At 65.1% G+C, this 16,960-nt stretch carries 16 protein-coding genes; 5 read left to right on the top strand and 11 right to left on the bottom strand.

The features are described 5' to 3' along the window. Positions 1-88: 88 nt before the first annotated feature. The 4 genes from RFM98_RS10430 (at position 89) to RFM98_RS10415 (ending at position 4,645) form a co-directional block, all read left to right on the top strand. A complete protein-coding gene (locus tag RFM98_RS10430; RefSeq protein WP_320308776.1) occupies positions 89-1,087 on the top strand; it encodes an ABC transporter ATP-binding protein in 999 nt (332 codons plus the stop codon). A gap of 256 nt (positions 1,088-1,343) precedes the next feature. After that, positions 1,344-2,309 (top strand): ABC transporter permease, encoded by a 966-nt coding sequence (locus tag RFM98_RS10425; protein WP_320308775.1) that lies wholly within the window; start codon positions 1,344-1,346, stop codon positions 2,307-2,309. Continuing rightward, a complete protein-coding gene (locus RFM98_RS10420) occupies positions 2,299-3,114 on the top strand; it encodes an ABC transporter permease (RefSeq protein WP_320308774.1) in 816 nt (271 codons plus the stop codon). Before RFM98_RS10425 ends, RFM98_RS10420 begins: the two co-directional genes overlap by 11 nt. Positions 3,115-3,217: 103 nt before the next feature. Next, positions 3,218-4,645 (top strand): gamma-aminobutyraldehyde dehydrogenase, encoded by a 1,428-nt coding sequence (locus tag RFM98_RS10415; protein ID WP_320308773.1) that lies wholly within the window; start codon positions 3,218-3,220, stop codon positions 4,643-4,645. Between the two features lie 142 nt (positions 4,646-4,787). On the opposite strand, the gene RFM98_RS10410 is transcribed toward RFM98_RS10415, so the two are convergent. From RFM98_RS10410 to RFM98_RS10360, 11 genes are all read right to left on the bottom strand, one after another. Next, positions 4,788-5,102 carry a hypothetical protein gene (locus tag RFM98_RS10410; RefSeq protein WP_320215091.1) on the bottom strand — a complete coding sequence of 105 codons (315 nt, stop codon included), beginning with the start codon at positions 5,100-5,102 and terminating at the stop codon, positions 4,788-4,790. Between the two features lie 56 nt (positions 5,103-5,158). Further along, the gene (locus RFM98_RS10405) at positions 5,159-5,521 is read right to left on the bottom strand and encodes a nuclear transport factor 2 family protein (protein WP_320308772.1); all 363 of its coding nucleotides are present in this window, start codon (positions 5,519-5,521) and stop codon (positions 5,159-5,161) included. 80 nt (positions 5,522-5,601) lie between these two features. Further along, positions 5,602-6,075: a carboxymuconolactone decarboxylase family protein gene (locus tag RFM98_RS10400; protein WP_320308771.1), complete on the bottom strand. Its 474-nt coding sequence runs from the start codon at positions 6,073-6,075 to the stop codon at positions 5,602-5,604. A gap of 107 nt (positions 6,076-6,182) precedes the next feature. Further along, a complete protein-coding gene (locus RFM98_RS10395; RefSeq protein ID WP_320308770.1) occupies positions 6,183-7,736 on the bottom strand; it encodes an alpha/beta fold hydrolase in 1,554 nt (517 codons plus the stop codon). Positions 7,737-7,859: 123 nt separating this feature from the next. After that, positions 7,860-8,174 carry a formate dehydrogenase subunit delta gene (locus RFM98_RS10390; protein WP_320308769.1) on the bottom strand — a complete coding sequence of 105 codons (315 nt, stop codon included), beginning with the start codon at positions 8,172-8,174 and terminating at the stop codon, positions 7,860-7,862. Beyond that, on the bottom strand, positions 8,164-8,994 hold the full coding sequence (gene fdhD, locus RFM98_RS10385; RefSeq protein WP_320308768.1) for a formate dehydrogenase accessory sulfurtransferase FdhD: 831 nt from the start codon (positions 8,992-8,994) through the stop codon (positions 8,164-8,166). The genes RFM98_RS10390 and fdhD overlap by 11 nt, the downstream gene beginning before the upstream one ends. 2 nt (positions 8,995-8,996) lie before the next feature. Next, positions 8,997-11,909, bottom strand: coding sequence for a formate dehydrogenase subunit alpha (gene fdhF / locus RFM98_RS10380; protein ID WP_320308767.1), 2,913 nt, complete (start codon positions 11,907-11,909; stop codon positions 8,997-8,999). A 10-nt stretch (positions 11,910-11,919) separates the two neighbouring features. Continuing rightward, on the bottom strand, positions 11,920-13,476 hold the full coding sequence (locus RFM98_RS10375; protein WP_320308766.1) for a formate dehydrogenase beta subunit: 1,557 nt from the start codon (positions 13,474-13,476) through the stop codon (positions 11,920-11,922). Continuing rightward, positions 13,473-13,946 carry a formate dehydrogenase subunit gamma gene (locus tag RFM98_RS10370; RefSeq protein ID WP_430682293.1) on the bottom strand — a complete coding sequence of 158 codons (474 nt, stop codon included), beginning with the start codon at positions 13,944-13,946 and terminating at the stop codon, positions 13,473-13,475. The genes RFM98_RS10375 and RFM98_RS10370 overlap by 4 nt, the downstream gene beginning before the upstream one ends. 198 nt (positions 13,947-14,144) lie before the next feature. Next, the gene (locus RFM98_RS10365; protein WP_320215100.1) at positions 14,145-15,044 is read right to left on the bottom strand and encodes a LysR family transcriptional regulator; all 900 of its coding nucleotides are present in this window, start codon (positions 15,042-15,044) and stop codon (positions 14,145-14,147) included. A gap of 99 nt (positions 15,045-15,143) precedes the next feature. Next, positions 15,144-15,521, bottom strand: coding sequence for a VOC family protein (locus RFM98_RS10360; RefSeq protein ID WP_320308764.1), 378 nt, complete (start codon positions 15,519-15,521; stop codon positions 15,144-15,146). 261 nt (positions 15,522-15,782) lie between these two features. Here RFM98_RS10360 and RFM98_RS10355 point away from each other — a divergent pair, with 261 nt between their 5' ends. Beyond that, positions 15,783-16,958: an Mrp/NBP35 family ATP-binding protein gene (locus RFM98_RS10355; RefSeq protein ID WP_320308763.1), complete on the top strand. Its 1,176-nt coding sequence runs from the start codon at positions 15,783-15,785 to the stop codon at positions 16,956-16,958. Positions 16,959-16,960 lie beyond the last annotated feature (2 nt).

Raw genomic sequence — 16,960 nt, 5'->3', positions numbered from 1 at the left:
GGCTTCGCCGCGACCTCCCCCATCGAGGGGGAGGTGGGCGTCGTGCGAACTCGCCTTCGTTTAACCGGCAACTGAACTGATAGGCCCCATGACCTCTGCCGTTTCCTTCAAACAAGTCTCGCGCCATTTCGGCAGCGTGCGCGCCGTCGACGCTGTCGATCTCGACATCGCCGCGGGCGAGTTCTTCGCCATGCTCGGGCCGTCCGGTTCCGGCAAGACGACGTGTCTGCGGCTGATCGCCGGCTTCGAGCAGCCGACGGCAGGTTCGATCTCGATCTTCGGCGAGCGCGCAGAAGGCGTTCCGCCCTATCGCCGCAACGTCAACACCGTCTTCCAGGACTATGCGCTGTTCCCGCATCTCAACGTGCTCGACAACGTCGCCTATGGCCTGATGGTCAAGGGTGTCGGCAAGGCCGAACGGCTGAAAGCAGCGGAGGAGGCGCTGTCGCTGGTGCGCCTGCCGGGCTATGGCACGCGTCGCCCCGGCCAGCTCTCCGGCGGCCAGCGCCAGCGCGTCGCGCTCGCCCGCGCGCTCGTCAACCAGCCCAAGGTGCTGCTGCTCGACGAGCCGCTCGGCGCGCTCGACCTCAAGCTGCGCGAGAACATGCAGGAGGAATTGAAGTCGCTGCAGAAGGTGCTCGGTATCACCTTCGTCTTCGTCACCCACGACCAGGGCGAGGCGCTGTCGATGGCCGATCGCGTCGCCGTCTTCAACGACGGCAAGATCATGCAGGTCGGCACGCCGGAAGATATCTACCAGCGGCCGAACACGCGCTTCGTCGCCGATTTCGTCGGCTCGTCCAACGTGCTGCCGCCGGATTTCGTCCAGCGCTACTCCGGCCAGCATCGCTGGGGCAGCCTGCGACCGGAATCAATCCGCGTTTCAAGCGCGGCAAGCGGTGACGGCGTTGCCGCGCGGCTTGTCGGCACGAATTATCTCGGCGCCACGACGAGGCTGGCGCTCGATGCGGACGGGCTGAGGCTGCATGCCGTGGTGCCGGCGGGAACGTCGCTGCCCGCGGAAGGCGAGGCGGTGATGCTCACCTTCAATCGGGAGAGCCTGCATCTGATGGATGAGACGGCATGACGGCGCTCGCAGCAATGGCAGATCGCGCAGGTGTAGCGCTCTACGGCGCCCCCCTCTGGCCTGCCGGCCATCTCCCCCTCAAGGGGGGAGATTGGCAGTTCCGGCGCCGGCTCACTCTTTCCAACGCTGACAATTGGCGAAAGCGGCTGCGACACCCAATCTCCCCCCTAGAGGGGGAGATGTCCGGCAGGACAGAGGGGGGCGCGAAGGATCTCGACTTCTCCTCATATGATCTCCGTCACGACGGAGCGGCCCCATGACCATCGCCGCGCTCAATTCCAATCCAGCACCCGCCATCCTGCCGGGCAGCGGCGGCCTGCGCGGCGCGTTCTCCGATCTCTTCTGGCGCCGGCCGAAATTCCTGCTGTTCCTGATGCTGCTGCCGCCGCTTCTATGGCTCGGCATCGTCTACATCGGCTCGCTGTTTGCGCTGCTCGCCCAGAGCTTCTTTTCCATCGACGAGTTCTCCGGCCTCATCAACCGCGAGTTCACACTGAAGACCTATGGCGATCTGCTCCAGGCCGCCAATCTCGACATCATCCTGCGCACGGTGACGATGGCGGCGCTCGTCACGCTCGCCTCCGCGATCGTCGCCTTCCCTATCGCCTATTACGCGGCGCGCTACGCGCGCGGCCGCTGGAAGGCCCTGTTCTATCTCGGCGTCATGCTGCCGCTGTGGTCGAGCTATCTGGTCAAGATCTACGCCTGGAAGCTGATCCTGGCCAAGGAAGGCATCCTCACCTGGCTGTTGGCCAAGCTCGACCTTCTATGGCTGCTCGACGGCTGGCTGTCGCTGCCGATCGTCGGCGGCAACTCGCTGTCCGTCTCCTTCACCGGCACCTTTATCGTCTTCGTCTATGTCTGGCTGCCCTTCATGATCCTCCCTGTTCAGGCCGCGCTCGAGCGCGTGCCCGGCAACCTGGTCGAGGCTTCGTCCGATCTCGGCGCCTCGCCAGGCCAGACCTTCCGCAACGTGCTGTTCCCGCTGGCGCTGCCCGGCATCGTCGCCGGCTCGATCTTCACCTTCTCGCTGACGCTCGGCGACTACATCATCCCGCAGATCATCGGCACCTCGCGCCTGTTCATCGGCCAGGCCGTCTATTCGCAGCAGGGCACCGCCGGCAACATCCCACTCGCTGCCGCCTTCACCGTGGTGCCCATCGTCATCATGGGCTTCTACCTTTGGGGCGCCAAGCGCATGGGGGCTTTCGATGCGCTCTGACCGTGGCCAACGTGCTCCGCTCGGCCTGAAGATCGCGGCTGCCGGCGGCCTGCTCTTCCTGCATCTGCCGATCCTCTTGATCTTCGTCTATGCCTTCACGACGGAAGAGAAGAGCTTCGTCTGGCCGCCGCCAGGGCTCACCACGCAATGGTTCGCCGTCACCTGGAACCGGCCGGACGTCTGGGAGGCGCTGTCGCTGTCGGTTCGCGTCGCCGCCATCTCGACGGCGATCGCGCTGGTGCTCGGCACGCTGTGCGCCGCCGCCGTCTCGCAAACCCGCTTTTTCGGCCGGGAGGCCATCTCGCTGCTGGTCATCCTGCCGATCGCGCTGCCCGGCATCATCACCGGCATCGCGTTGCGGTCCGCCTTTGCGCTGGCCGATATTCCGTTCTCGTTCTGGACGATCGTGCTCGGCCACGCCACCTTCTGCGTGGTCGTCGTCTACAACAACGCCGTCGCCCGCTTCCGCCGCACGTCCGGCTCGATGATCGAGGCCTCGATGGATCTCGGCGCCGACGGTTTCCAGACTTTCCGGCATGTCGTTCTGCCCAACATCGCGACCGCTTTGCTTGCCGGCGGCATGCTCGCCTTCGCGCTGTCCTTCGACGAGGTCATCGTCACCACCTTCACCGCCGGCCAGCAGCAGACGGTGCCGATCTGGATGCTGGAGGAACTGATCCGCCCGCGCCAGCGCCCGGTCACCAATGTCGTGGCCATGGTCGTCGTGCTGGTGACGCTCTTGCCGATCCTCTTTGCCTATTACCTGACCCGCGACGGCGACCAGATCGCTGGCTCGGGCAAATGAAAACAGCGAATAGGGAGTAGCGAATAGCGAATAGGGAAATCGATGGCCAAACCCTACTCGCTATTCGCTACTCCCTATTCGCTCCTGTTAAGGGAGAAATCTGATGGACACCCAGATGCTGATCGGCTCGAAATTCGAGAAGGGCACAGAGACCGAGGAGCCGATCCTCAATCCGAAGACCGGGGCGACGATCCTGAACCTGCCGGAGGCAAGCCCGGCGCAGATCGAGGCGGCTGTCAGTGCCGCCGAACACGCGTTCGTCAGTTGGTCGCGCACGACGCCGGCGCAGCGCTCCGGCTATCTTCTGAAGATCGCCGACCGTATCGAGGCCGAAGCGAAGGAGTTCGCGGCGCTCGAGGCGCTGAACTGCGGCAAGCCGATCAACGCGGTGCTCAATGACGAGATACCGGCGATCGTCGACTGCTACCGCTTCTTCGCCGGCGCGGTGCGTTCGATGCCCGGCCAGGTGGCCGGCGAATATGTTCCGGGCCACACCTCGATGGTCAGGCGCGACCCGATCGGCATCGTCGCCTCGATCGCGCCCTGGAACTATCCGCTGATGATGATGGCCTGGAAGCTGGCGCCGGCGATCGGCGGCGGCAACACGGCCGTCTTCAAGCCGTCGGAGCAGACGCCGCTGACTGCGCTGAAGCTGGCGAAGATCCTCGCCGATGTGCTGCCCGAGGGCGTCGTCAACGTCGTGCTCGGCCGCGGCGACAGCGTCGGCAACACGCTGATCAACCACCCCAAGGTCAACATGATCTCGATCACCGGTGACGTCGCCACCGGCAAGAAGGTGCTGCAGGCAGCCGCCAAGTCGGTCAAGCGCACGCATCTCGAGCTCGGCGGCAAGGCGCCGGTCATCGTCTTCGACGACGCCGATCTTGGCGCCGTGGTCAACGGCCTGCGCGCCTTCGGCTATTACAATGCCGGCCAGGACTGCACCGCCGCCTGCCGCATCTATGCCGGCAAGAAAATCTACGACAAGCTCGTCGCCGATCTCTCCTCGGCGGTCTCGACCATCAAGTACAACCAGCCCGACGACACCGAGAACGAGATCGGCCCGCTGATCTCGCGCCGCCAGCGCGACCGCGTGTCGAGCTTCGTCGAGCGCGCATCGGAGCTGAAGCACATCGAGATCACCACCGGCGGCAAGCCGGGCGAGGGCTCCGGCTTCTATTACCAGCCGACAGTCGTCGCCGGGGCGCTGCAGGAGGACGAGATCGTGCGCCGCGAAGTGTTCGGCCCGGTCGTCTCGGTCACCCGCTTCTCGGATGTCGACGAAGCAGTGAACTGGGCGAATGACAGCGACTACGGCCTTGCCTCGTCGGTGTGGACCAGGGATGTCTCGCGCGCCATGGCCACCGCCGCCCGCCTGCAATATGGCTGCACCTGGATCAACACTCACTTCATGCTGACCAACGAGATGCCGCATGGCGGCCTCAAGCAATCCGGCTACGGCAAGGACATGTCGCTCTACGCCCTGGAAGACTACACAGCGGTGCGCCATGTGATGGTGGCGCACGGGTAGGAAATTCCTTCTCCCCGTTCACGGGGAGGAGGTGGCCCGAAGGGCCGGATGAGGGGCAGCGCAAACTTCTGCTACGCTGGCTCTGCCCCTCATCTGCCTGCCGGCATCTTCTCCCCGTGAACGGGGAGAAGAAAGCAGGCCACTACTCGACGATCCGGAAGATCTGCCACAGGCTGGTGCCCGACACCACATAGGGTTCCAGCTCCTTGCCCCACTTGGCATGCGCGTCGATCTTGGCGATCTTGGCGAAGAATGCTTCCAACTGGGCCAGGCTCTCGACCTCGTGATGGGACTCGATCGTCGCTTCGCGTGCGCCGATCGAGCCGGTCATGAGGCGGAAATTCAAGTCAGCGAGCCCGACCTGCGAGCCGATCTCGCGCTCCCATTTCCGCATCAGCTCAAGTGCGGTCTGCTTGTGCCCGAACTTGGCGTCGATCTGCCATCTGGCGCTGAACATGCTTGCTCTCCCTCATGATTGCGGCCCAGGCCGCTGTCTGATTTGTCCGCGGTTGACTATTCGTCCCAGGCCTGCACCACGGTCTGCCGCGCGATCAGGCCGTTCTTCAGCTCCAGCATCGCCGCGCAGACCACCTTCGTGCCGTCCGGATAGGCGCAGGCTTGCATGAAGGCGAGGTTGTCGCCCTCGGCGATCGTGGTGTCGACCTTGTGCGTCATCGCCCGGCTGCAGATGTCGTCCCAGAACGTGCTGATCGCCGCGCGGCCGCGGATTTCGCGCGGCTTGCTCGGCGGGTTGTTGCGGTCGACGACGCGCACGAGCGCATCGTCGGTGTAGAAGCTCGACAGCAGCTTGCCATCACGACCCTCGATCGCCTTCTTGATCGCCGCGCCGTCCACTGTCTTTGTCTTGGTCAACATTTCTTGTCTCCATGGCCCGTCTGACCGGGCGTTCGACTGCTGGGACCGCAGCCCGGCACGATCGCCGGGCTGCGGGTCTTTCACTGCGACTTCGCCTTGACGGCGGCGAACAGGTCGTCGGTCTGCTTCTTGAAGGTGGCGAGGTCGACCTGGCTGCCGTTGAGCATCGTCGACCAGTGGCGCACGATCGCCGCCATCGCGATGGCCTCCTTGATCTCCTCGTCGCTCGCGCCGTTCGCCTTGGCCGCCAGCGTGTGGAAATAGATGCAGTACTGGCAGGGGATCTGCGAGGCGACCGCGAGCCCCAGCAGCTCCTTGGTCTTGCCATTGAGGGCGGTGTTCGGATTGAGCTGCACGCCTTTGATTTCGGCCCAGGCGCCGGCGACCGCGACATCCGGCAGCGTCTTGAACATGTCGGGCACCGTGCCGAGCGTGGCTTGGATGTCCTTGTAGGCGGCGGCGGCCGAAGCGTCTTCGGCCCGCGCGGCGGTGATGGCCAGCAATGTGCCCGCGGCAAATGCCAGCAATCCGATCTTGCGATTGAGTTTCAGCATTTCATCCTCCATTCGCAGTGCCTTTGTGGCTGCATCGCCTGGCCTGCATGGGGAGAATTGATACTCCTACGGCACCCCGGCCGCTTCGCCCGAAAGCGCCATGGCTCTCATGGCCCGTCCGGGCCAGCATGTCTGGCCGAGAATGCCGCTGCCGCCGCCCGCGACGGAAGGTCGAGCTTGAGCAATATGTTGGCGACATGGCGCTTGACGGTGTGCTCGCTGAGGCTGAGTTCGGCGGCGATCGCGGCATTGCTCTTGCCGTCGGCGATCAGGCTCACCACCTCGCTTTCGCGAGCCGTCAGTGCTGTCGGCTCGGGCGGCTTGGGCTTGGGGCGGCAGGCCGGCTCCAGATGCTGTTCGGCCGTCACCTGCACCAGCGCCAGCGGCTCGTCCAGTTCGTCGAGGCTGATGCGCCCGGCGTCGGTGAAATGCAGCCCGGAACCTGCGGCCAGGTCGGCGACCAGCCGTGAGCAGAGGATGTGGCCACGTTCGGCATGGGCGGCAAGCTGCATTGTCACACGCGCCGTCAGCCCCGTCGGCGGCCCGCGCACCTCGACCTCGCCGACATGCGTCCCTTGTGCGCTTGCCACACCAATTTCCTGGGCCGCCTCGCGCAGCAGCGCCGCGCAGCGCACGGCGCGGGCCGGGCCGTCGAAGCGCGAGATCATCAGTTCGCCATGCGATCCGGCTACACGCCCGCCATGGCGACCGACCAGCAATCGCCAGTTCTCCTGAAAGCGCAGGCTGCGTTCGCTCCACAAGCGATCGCCAAGCCTCGTGGTGTCATAGATGCGTGTCACCAGCAGCGCGGCGAGCACCCGTTCTACATCGGCTACCGCTGGCTCTCCGGTCAGGAATTCCTCGATCAGATCGGCCACGCGGTCGACGTCGCCGGTCCAGATCGGGTGGTCGCGACCCGAAATCTCGACCAGGCGGGCGCCGGCGATCTTCCTGGCCAGGAAGCGGCTGGCGTCGGGGTCGACGCGGGCGTCGTTACGGCGATGGATCAGGAATGTCGGCACGCTGATCGTCCCGAGTATATTGCGGACGTCGATATCGGCGTTCATGCGTGCAAGTGCTGCCGCGGCCGTCGGGCTGGCCGACAGCCGCTCGAAGCGTGCCCACCATTGCGAAAAATGCGTATCGTCGACCCGGCCCGGGGCGAAATTGGGCAAGGTGGCGCCGGTACCCCAGGATGTTTCCGCCGTCTCGATGAAAGCTTCCAGCCGTTCCGGCGGCATCACCCATTTGTGGAAATTCGCGTAGCCACCATAGAGCACGAGCGCCCGCGTCCGCTCCGGATAGGTGGCGGCGAACAGCATCGCCATCGGCGCGCCTTCCGAGGCGCCGAGGACCGCCGCGCGGCCGCTGCCCGCGGCGTCCATCACCGCGCGCACGTCGTCCATGCGCGTTTCGAGGCTGGGCAGGTGGTGGGCGTCGACGCGGTCCGAGAGACCCGTGCCGCGCTTGTCGAACAGGATGAGCCGCGAGAAGGCGGACAGCCGCTTCAGGAGGCGGCTGTAGCCTTCGTCTTCCCAGTGCAGGTCGAGATTGGAGATGAAGCCCGGTACGAAGACCAGATCGAACGAGCCCTGGCCGACCACCTGATAGGCGATCCGCACATCCCCGCTGCGGGCGTATCTGGTCTCGATCGGCCTCACGCAAACTACCCCGCCGGCCAGACGACTTGTTGTCGCCGACCATAGCAGAAGCGGGCCGTCTAAGGCAGGCAAACTTTAGAGAGCGGAAATATAAGACCTTTTGTGCCGAAAACCGCCTGCCGGCTACTTCCGCGGAGCGGCGTTCTCGACCCGCGCGGGCCTGGTGTAACCGATGCTCGTGTCGGCCTGTTCCGGTGTCGGCGGCCGCTTGATCTTGGCCGAGGCGGCGATCACGAGGTCGTCGAAGTTCTCGGTGCCGGCGTCCAGCATCTCGAAGAACTGGCGCCGCATCCGCGGCTCCCAGAACTTGTTGATATGCTCGGCAACGCCGGCAATGCCTTCCTCGCGCGGCTTCGAATGGAAGAAGGTGGCGATCTGGTTGGCCATGCGCACCAGCTTCTCCCTGGTGCTGGTGATGTGGTCTTCGTCATGCGACATGCTTGGCAACTCCGGAAGCCACCCGATCGGGGTGGGTGAAAATATCGAAATCGTCGCCGCGCACCAGCGCCACCAGCGTCATGCCGGCGGCATCCGCCGTGCGGATGGCAAGGGCGGTCGGCGCGGAAACGGCCATGATGATCGCGGCGCCGATGGCCGCCGTCTTCTGCACCATCTCGACCGAAACGCGCGAGGTCACGACCACCGCGCCGCTCGAACCGTCGATGCCGGCCTTGGCCAAGGCGCCGGCGAGCTTGTCCAGCGCGTTGTGGCGGCCGACATCCTCACGCGCCATCACGATTCCCTTGCCGGGAACATAGAAGCCGGCCGCGTGCACCGCGCCGGTCTCCGCGTGCAGCTTTTGCACCTTCGACAGCAGCCGGACGGCACTTGCAATATCCTCTGCCTGAAGCGTAAGCCGTGACGCACCAACCGCGTCGACCGAGCGCATCGCCTCCTCGATGGATTCGATGCCGCACAGCCCGCAGCCGACCGGCCCGGCCAGCCTGCGCCGCCGCGCCTGGAAGCGCGTGTTGGCCTTGTCCTTCAGCCGGATCTGGATATCGATGCCGGCGCCGAGATCCTCGACTTCGATCGCCTCGATCTCCGCCGGGTCGGCGATGATGCCTTCGGTCAGCGAGAAGCCGAGCGCGAAATCCTCGAAATCGGCGGGGCTCGCCATCATCACCGCATGCGTGGTGCCGGCATAGGAGAACGCCACCGGCGTCTCCTCCGGCACCATCCGGTTCGCGGCAGCGGTGCCGCCGGCGCGATGCGCCAGCCGAGAGATTTGCGTCGTGGCTTTGCGCCGCGTGGTCAAGACTACTCCGCCGCCGCCAGCGGAGCGATACGACGGCTCTGCTGCGCCTGCTCGTTATAGTCCTTCTGCCAGTCGGTCGGGCCGTTGGACGGCGCCACCTGCACGGCGGTGACCTTGTATTCCGGACAGTTGGTCGCCCAGTCCGAGAAGTCGGTGGTGATCACGTTGGCCTGCGTGTCCGGGTGGTGGAAGGTCGTATAGACGACGCCCGGCGAGACGCGGTCGGTGATCAGCGCGCGCAGCGTGGTTTCGCCCGAACGGCTTGCCAGCCGCACCCAGTCGCCTTCGCGGACGCCGCGGACTTCGGCGTCGTGCGGATGGATCTCCAGCCGGTCCTCGGCATGCCACATGACGTTCTCGGTGCGCCTGGTTTGCGCGCCGACATTGTACTGCGAAAGAATGCGGCCGGTGGTGAGCAGCAGCGGGAAGCGCGGTCCGGTCCGCTCGTCGGTCGCCACATATTCGGTGCGGATGAACTTGCCTTTGCCGCGCACGAAGCCGTCGACATGCATGATCGGCGTGCCGAGCGGCGCCTTTTCGTTGCACGGCCATTGCACCGATCCGACACGGTCGAGCAGATCGAAGGAGACATTGGCGAAGCTCGGCGTGGTCTTGGCGATCTCGTCCATGATCTGCGACGGGTGCGTATAGTTCCAGTCGAGCCCGATGGCGCGGGCAAGCTCCTGCGTCGCTTCCCAGTCGGCGTAGCGCGCCTTCGGCTCAATGACCTTGCGCACCATGTTGATGCGGCGCTCGGCATTGGTGAAGGTGCCGTCCTTCTCGAGGAAGGTCGAACCCGGCAGGAAGACATGCGCGTAGTTCGCCGTCTCGTTGAGGAAGAGGTCGTGCACGACCACGCATTCCATCGCGGCGAGGCCGCCGGCGACATGCTTGGTGTCGGGATCCGACTGCAGGATGTCCTCGCCCTGGATGTAGATGCCCTTGAACGAGCCGTCGACGGCGGCATCCAGCATGTTGGGGATGCGCAGGCCCGGCTCGTCGTCCAGCTTCACGCCCCATAGGCTCTCATAGATGTCGCGCACCGCTTCGCCCGAGATATGGCGATAGCCCGGCAGCTCATGCGGGAAGGAGCCCATGTCGCAGGAGCCCTGCACATTGTTCTGGCCGCGCAGCGGGTTCACGCCGACGCCCTGCCGGCCGATATTGCCGGTGGCCATGGCGAGGTTGGCGATCGCGATCACCGTGGTCGAGCCCTGGCTGTGCTCGGTGACGCCGAGGCCGTAATAGATCGCGCCATTGCCGCCCTTGGCGTACATGCGCGCAGCACCCCGGATCAGCTCGGGATCGACGCCGGACAGCTTGCCGACAACCTCCGGGCTGTTTTCCGGCAGGGCGACGAAGGACGCCCAGTCCTGGAATTCCGCCCAGTCACAGCGTTCGCGGATGAAAGCTTCGTCGAACAGGCCCTCGGTGACGATGACATGCGCCAGCGCGGTCAGCACCGCCACGTTTGTGCCGGGCTTCAGCGGCAGGTGATAGTCGGCCTCGACATGCGCCGACTTGACCATCTCGGTGCGGCGCGGATCGAGCACGATCAGCTTGGCGCCCTGGCGCAGCCGCTTCTTCAGCCGCGAGGCGAACACCGGATGGGCCGAAGCCGGATTGGCGCCGATGATGACGGCAACATCGGTGAACTCGACCGAATCGAAATCCTGCGTGCCGGCAGAGGTGCCGTAGGTCTGGCCGAGCCCGTAGCCGGTCGGCGAATGGCAGACGCGGGCGCAGGTATCGACATTGTTGTTGCGGAAGCCCTGCCGCACCAGCTTCTGGACGAGGTAGGTCTCCTCGTTGGTGCAGCGCGAGGAGGTGATGCCGCCGATCGCGGTGCGTCCGTACTGGTACTGGATGCGGCGGAATTCCTTCGCCGTATGGGCGATCGCCTCTTCCCAGCTCACCTCGCGCCACGGATCGGAGATCTTCTCGCGGATCATCGGCGACAGGATGCGGTCCTTGTGCGTGGCATAGCCGTAAGCGAAGCGGCCCTTGACGCAGGAATGGCCGTGATTGGCCTTGCCGTCCTTGTAGGGCATCATGCGGATGACCTCGTCATCCTTCACCTCGGCCTTGAACGAGCAGCCGACGCCGCAATAGGCGCAGGTGGTGACGGCCGAGCGCTCCGGCATGCCCTTTTCGAGCACGGTCTTCTCGCGCAGCGCATCGGTCGGGCAGGCCTGCACGCAGGCGCCGCAGGACACGCATTCGGAAGCGATGAAATCCTCATGCATGCCGGCCACCATGCGCGACTCGAAGCCGCGGCCCTCGATGGTCAAGGCGAAGGTGCCCTGTACCTCCTCGCAAGCGCGCACGCAGCGCGAGCACACGATGCACTGCGCCGGGTCGTAGGTGAAATAGGGGTTCGATTCGTCGCGGGCGATATAGTCGACGGCTAAAGAGCCATGGCCGGGCGCGACGCCGTTCTCTTCCTTGACGTGGTTGCGGCCTTCGACGCCGTAACGGTTCTCGGAGAGACCGACCGACTTCGCCACCGCGTCGAACTCGCTGGCGCCGGTTCCGGCCTTCTCGTTCCAGCCGGTCGGATGGTCGGAGACATAGAGCTCCATGACGCCGCGGCGGATGGCGTCGAGCCGGTCCGACTGCGTGCGCACCACCATGCCTTCGCCGACCGGCGTGGTGCAGGAGGCCGGCGTGCCGCCGCGGCCCTCGATTTCGACCAGGCAGACGCGGCAGGAGCCGAAGGAGTCCAGCATGTCGGTGGCGCAGAGCTTCGGGATCTCGACCCCGCCTTCCATCGCCGCGCGCATGATCGACGTGCCTTCCGGCACGGTGATGCTTTGCCCGTCGACCGTCAGCGTAACCTGCTTCGTCGCTGTCGACTCTGGCGTTCCGTAGTCGATCTCTTCGATGAGTGTCGGGAAGTCGGCCTTGATGTTCATCTGCCAGCTCCTATTCAGCCGCCACGCGCGCCGGCGCGGGCTTGAAGTCGTCGGGGAAATGCGTGATCGAGCTCATCACCGGGTAGGGCGTGAAGCCGCCCAGCGCACACAGCGATCCGAACTTCATGGTGTTGCAGAGGTCGGTGACCAGAGCGAGGTTCTTTTCCGCCTCGATTCCCGCGGCGACCTTGTCGAGAACCTCCATGCCGCGCGTCGAGCCGATGCGGCAGGGCGTGCACTTGCCGCAGCTTTCGATGGCGCAGAACTCCATGGCGAAACGCGCCTGCTTCAGCATGTCGGCTGTGTCGTCGAACACTGTGATGCCGGCATGGCCGATCAATCCATCACGCTTGGCGAATTCTTCATAGTCGAAGGGCGTGTCGAACAAGGCGCGCGGGAAATAGGCGCCGAGCGGGCCGCCGACCTGAACCGCCTTCACCGGACGCCCGGAAGCCGTGCCGCCGCCGATGTCGTCGACGATTTCGCCGAGCGTCAGGCCGAAGGCCGTCTCGAACAGGCCGCCATTCCTGACGTTGCCGGCGATCTGGATCGGGATCGTGCCGCGCGAGCGGCCCATGCCGAAATCCTTGTAGAAGGCGGCGCCCTTGTCCATGATGATCGGCACCGAGGCCAGGCTGATCACATTGTTGATCACCGTCGGCTTGCCGAACAGGCCTTGGATGGCCGGCAGCGGCGGCTTGGCGCGCACCACGCCGCGCTTGCCCTCGAGGCTGTTCAAGAGCGAGGTTTCCTCGCCGCAGACATAGGCGCCGGCGCCGACGCGGATCTCCATGTCGAAGGCGTTGGGCGAGCCCAGCACGTTGACGCCCAGAACGCCCGCCTTGCGGGCGATCGCGACGGCCTTGTTCATCGTCGCCACCGCATGCGGATATTCCGAGCGGACATAGACGAAACCCTTGGTCGCGCCGGTGGCGATGCCGGCGATCGCCATGCCTTCAATCAGCACGAAGGGATCGCCTTCCATGATCATCCGGTCGGCGAAAGTGGCGCTGTCGCCTTCGTCGGCATTGCAGACAATGTATTTCTGCGCGCCCGCCGTATCCAGCACCGTCTTCCACTTGATGCCGGTCGGGAAGCCTGCGCCGCCGCGGCCGCGCAGGCCGGATTCGGTGACCTGCTTGACTATATCGGCAGGCGCCATGGCGACGGCGTTCTGCAGGCCCTTCAGGCCGCCAAGCGACTTGTAGGCATCGAGCGACAGCGGGTCGTTGATGCCGCAGCGCGCGAAGGTCAGCCGCGTCTGCTTGGCGAAGAAGGGGATATTGTCGGGGGCGCCCAGCCAGCGCTTGTGATGACCGCCGGTGAGGAAGCCGCTATCGAACAGGCTCTTGACGTCCGACGGCTTGACCGGCCCGTAGGCGACGCGGCCCTCGGCCGTCGCCACCTCGACCATCGGCTCGAGGAAATAGGCGCCGCGCGAGCCGTTGCGCACGATCTTGGCCTCGACGCCGCGCTCCTTGAGCTCCGCCTCAATCGCCTTTGCGACCTTCTCGGCGCCAAGCGCGAGCGCGCCGGAGTCAGCCGGAATGTAGATGCGCGGGATCATGAACGCACCTCCGCGACGATCTCTTCGATCTTTTCGTCATCGAGCCGGCCGATCACTTCGCCATCGAGCATCGCCGACGGCGAGCAGGCGCAAAGCCCGAGGCAGTAGACCGGCTCCAGTGTAACCGATCCGTCGCGGGTGGTCTCGTGGAAATCGATGCCGAGCAGTTGCTTGACCTTGGCCGCGACGGCATCCGAGCCCATCGACTGGCAGGCTTCAGCCTGGCAGAGCTTCAGCACATGCCGTCCGGCCGGGTGGGCGCGGAAGTCATGATAGAAGCTGACGACGCCGTGCACCTCGGCCCGCGAGAGGTTCAGCCCATCGGCGATCACCGTCAGCGCGTCCTTCGGAACGTGCCCGAACTCTTCCTGTATGCTGTGCAGGATCGGCAGCAACGGGCCTTCGAGGCCCTTCATCTCGTCAATGATCGCCGCCGTGCGCGACGTGATCTCGGTACTTGCGGCCTGCATGGTCACGCAGCGCCCTCCCTTGGTCGTGGCATCCAATCATATGTCGCCCAATTCTGTAGCGGTTTTGGGGCAACGACATGCATGGACGCAATATCGCTAAGTCCTTACGAAATCAGAGGAAACCTCCGAAATCAATAAAGCGCTTCCGTTGCTTGATAGAAATTTTCTATCGAAACTCGGCAACTCGCAGTGTCTAGCCTAGCGATGGGCGCGGAAATCGTCCGCCAGCGCCATCGCCTCGTCCAGCAGCGCCTGCACCAAAGGCGTGTGCGGCTCGCGTGGCGCCGCCACCAGCCCGACGGTGTGGCTGGCATCCGGCTCGACGATCGGGATCGCCCGGATCGGTTCGGAAAAGCCGAATGTTTCCGCAAGGTTGAGCGGCATGATTGACGACCATTTGCCGGTCCTTATATGCGAGAACAGGACGATCATCGAATTGGATTCCAGCGTCGGGCGCACCTGCACGCCGGCCTCTGCCAGGTGCTGGTCGATGATGCGACGGTTCTGCATGTCCGGCGTCAGCAGGCAGAGCGGCAGCTGGCTGATCTCGGCCCACGTCACTTTGTCGCGGTCGGAATAGGGGTTCCCGACCGCCGTGATCAGCTGGTAGCGCTCGTCATAGAGCGGCACGCTGGTGACGCGCCCGAGCGGCTCGTTGTCGAGATAGGTGATGCCGGCATCGACATCGAAATTGCCGAGCAGCGACAGCACCTCGATCGAGGTCCGCGACAGGACCGAAAAGGTGACGCCCGGATGCTTTTCGCGGAACGGCGTCGTCAGCCGCGCCACCATGGCAAGGGCGGTCGGGACGGCGGCGATGCGGATGCGGCCGGCAAGGCCGTGGCGCGCCGCCCGCATCTCCTCGCGCATCGTCCTTGTGTCGCCGACGATGCGGCGCGCCCAGCCCAGCACCTGCTTGCCTTCCGGCGTCAGGCCCTGGAAGCGGGAGCCGCGCAGCACCAGCATGACGCCGAGCTGCTCCTCGAGCTGCTTGATACCGGCCGACAGCGTCGGCTGGGTGACCCCGCACACCTCCGCGGCCCGGCCGAAATGCTCCTCCTTGGCGAGCGCGATGAAGAACTCCAGTTTGTCGATCATCGGAGCAACCTATCGAGCGCAGGAGGCCTGCGCCAGATGGGCCGGCATTACGGATACCAGTCGCGACACCGATACCAATCGCGACAGCGGAAATCGCGGTTACTTGTCCACCAGGTTCAGGATGTTGCCGTCGGGATCCCTGAACCAGGCGACTTTCATGCCGTCGCCGACATGGATGTCGCCCTCGAGCGTCAGGCCGGGCATATCATAGTGCTCGAAGCTGACGCCCCTCGATCTCAGCGACTTGACGATGGGCTCGATCTGGTCGCCGACCGTCCATGTCACCGCCGTCGCTTTGTTGGTGCCGGCGTACTGCGAATGGTAGACATTGATGAGCGTGTCGCCGCTTTTATAGACGATCAGTTCGCCGCCCATGTCGCCCACTTGGCTGAGGCCTAGCGTTCCTTCATAGAAAGCCTTGGCCTTTTCCAGGTCCTTCACCGCGAGATTGGCTGTCGCGTTGCTGTTCTGGAGCATGACGGTCTCCTTTACAGATTGTCGTGATGGCAATGGAGATAGCGCGATCGGGTCGATTGGCCATGACTAATGCATGTCGCCCAGAGGTGTGCACGGCTCTGGGATCACGACATGCATCAAAACAAAGGCTCGAACCTCGACCCGGTCGGCAAATCCGACACCATCGGTCGCTTTCCGGGGCACGCCGGGCGAGCCATTGCGCCACGGCTTGGTTCTGCCGGGAAACTGCACTATCTCCAACGCCAAACCCGAGGAAAGATCATGACCGTTACCAAGGAATCCGTCGTCGAGCGCCTGAAGACGGTGAACGGGCCGGACTTCACCGGCAACATCGTCGACCTGGGCATGGTTTCCGAGATTTTCATCGCCGATTCCAAGGTGTTCTTCTCGATCACCGTTCCCGCCGCCCGTGCCCAGGAACTGGAGCCGTTGCGCGCCGCGGCCGAGCGCGCGGTGAAGGCCATCCCTGGCGTCGCCAGCGCCGTCGTCGCGCTCACGGCGGAGAAGAAGGGCGGCGGCATGGAAGCGCCGGTTCCGCCGCGCCCGGCCGCGCCGCGGCCGGTCGCTTCCCAGCCGGCGCCGCAGCGTCCCGCGCCGCACGCGCCCGCATCGCAGAGCCATGGCAAGCGCGGCGTCCCCGGCATCGATGCCATCATCGCGGTGGCTTCCGGCAAGGGCGGCGTCGGCAAGTCGACCACCGCGGTCAACCTGGCGCTGGGCCTCGCCGCCAACGGACTGAAGGTCGGCGTGCTCGATGCCGACATCTACGGCCCGTCGATGCCGCGGCTGCTCAACATCCATGGCCGGCCGCAGACCGTCGACGGCAAAATCCTCAAGCCGATGCAGAATTACGGCCTCAAGGTGATGTCGATGGGCTTCCTCGTCGATGAGGAGACGCCGATGATCTGGCGCGGCCCGATGGTGATGTCGGCGCTCACCCAGATGCTGCGCGAGGTCGAGTGGGGTCCGCTCGATGTGCTGGTGGTCGACATGCCGCCCGGCACCGGCGACGCCCAGCTCACAATGGCCCAGCAGGTACCGCTCGCCGGCGCCGTCATCGTCTCGACGCCGCAGGACCTGGCGCTGATCGACGCCCGCAAGGGCCTCAACATGTTCAAGAAGGTCGACGTGCCGCTGCTCGGCATCGTCGAGAACATGAGCTACTTCCTCGCGCCCGACACCGGCATGCGCTACGACATTTTCGGCCATGGCGGCGCGCGCCGCGAGGCCGAGCGCCTGGGCGTCACCTTCCTTGGCGAGGTGCCGCTGGAGATGGGTATTCGCGAAAGCTCGGATGCCGGCGCGCCGGTCGTCGCCTCCAAGCCGGAGGGCGCCGAGGCGAAGATTTATCGCGACATCGCAAGCAAGGTCTGGGATCGGGTCCAGGAAGAGCGCGGCGCGGCCGAAGCGGCCGTACCGAGCATAGTGTTCGAATAACC

Source organism: Mesorhizobium australafricanum, assembly GCF_033977265.1.
In the GTDB taxonomy this organism is placed as follows: domain Bacteria; phylum Pseudomonadota; class Alphaproteobacteria; order Rhizobiales; family Rhizobiaceae; genus Mesorhizobium; species Mesorhizobium australafricanum.
The sequence above is the reverse complement of the archived record's forward strand: the minus strand, read 5'-3'. Positions and strand labels throughout refer to the sequence as shown.